This is a genomic window from Pseudomonas caspiana (assembly GCF_002158995.1).
Lineage (GTDB): Bacteria > Pseudomonadota > Gammaproteobacteria > Pseudomonadales > Pseudomonadaceae > Aquipseudomonas > Aquipseudomonas caspiana.
This window is the reverse complement of sequence record NZ_LOHF01000034.1, coordinates 1-1253: the sequence shown is the minus strand read 5'-3', so window position 1 is coordinate 1253 and position 1253 is coordinate 1. Positions and strand designations below refer to the sequence as shown.

Genomic DNA, 1253 nt, shown 5'->3' with positions numbered 1-1253 from the left:
GGGCTTGTCCCCCGGCAGCGTACGCCAAGAAGCTGGCTATCCAGTCTTCTGCCTCAAGCTCTTTGCATATTCGTTCGGAGAACGATATCCCAGAGCGGAGTGCAGTCGGCTGCTGTTGTAAAACCCATGCACATAGCTGGCGATTGATAGCTGTGCCTGTTTTTTTGTGGGGTAGACCCCGAAAACCTCCTCTCTTTTTAGCGTAGCGAAAAAGCTCTCGGCCACTGCGTTGTCCCAGCAATTTCCCTTTCGGCTCATGCTCTGTGTGAAGTCTTTTTTGGCCAACGTCAGACGGAACCTACTGCTTGCATACTGACGGCCCTGATCGGAGTGAAATACTGCTCCACTGATACCAGAACAGGCGCTCCAGGCATTCAGAAACGCGCTTTCGACCAGGCCATCTGGCATGCGATCCGACAAGCTGTAGCCCAAGATCTGGCGGGTCTGGATGCTCAACACTACCGCTAGATACAACCAACCCTCTCTGGTTGGGAGATAGGTGATATCACTGACCCAGGTCGGCGTGGGGTTATCGATGGAGAACTGACGCGCCAACACATTGCTCGCCACCGGCAAATAATGGCAGCTGTCAGTGGTGCAGGGCTTGAAACCACCTTTGGACCTGCCCTGTATCCGCTCCTCGCGCATCAACCGCCTGACCCGCTTATGGCCCACTGCATACGATTTCTGGCGCAAGGCGGCCACCAACCGTGGCCGACCGTAGGTGTTTCGACTGGCCGAGTAGGCACTGCGCAACGCAATGCGAATCTGAGCGTCAGGATCAGGACGAGGCTGCCTGAGCGCGTAATCGTAGAAACCTGAAGTCGAGACTTCCATTACTCGACACAACACCCGTACCGGGTATTGAGTCCGTTCAGCAGCGACGAAGGCGTATCTCACCTGGACTCTCTGGCAAAGAATACCGCCGCCTTTTTTAGGATTTCACGCTCCATTTTCAGCTCGGCAACCTCGGCTCGCAGGCGGGCAAGCTCACTGTCTTCCTTTGTTATGGGCTTGCGCTCGGGCGAACTCAACGGTTGGCCCCTGCGCGTGGCGTCCACCCAGTTATCGAGCGTTTTGACGGACATCTCTAGCTGGCGGGCCGCTTCGGTTCTGCCAACGCTTTCAGCTAGCGCGACCGCTTGAGTCTTGAACTCATCGGTGTAGTTACGGCGAGTAGATGGATACATGGCAACCTCCAAGAGAACGATTTAAGTATCGCTTCTTGGCGTCCGTTGTCACGGGACAAGCCC

General features: G+C 55.8%; 2 protein-coding genes. Both read right to left on the bottom strand.

Annotation, left to right across the window (positions count from 1 at the left end; translation table 11 throughout):
- Nucleotides 1-36 precede the first annotated feature (36 nt).
- The gene (locus tag AUC60_RS25410; protein WP_087274042.1) at nt 37-900 is read right to left on the bottom strand and encodes an IS3 family transposase; all 864 of its coding nucleotides are present in this window, start codon (nt 898-900) and stop codon (nt 37-39) included.
- A complete protein-coding gene (locus tag AUC60_RS25405; RefSeq protein ID WP_083369542.1) occupies nt 897-1190 on the bottom strand; it encodes a transposase in 294 nt (97 codons plus the stop codon). The genes AUC60_RS25410 and AUC60_RS25405 overlap by 4 nt, the downstream gene beginning before the upstream one ends.
- Between the last annotated feature and the right edge of the window lie 63 nt (nt 1191-1253).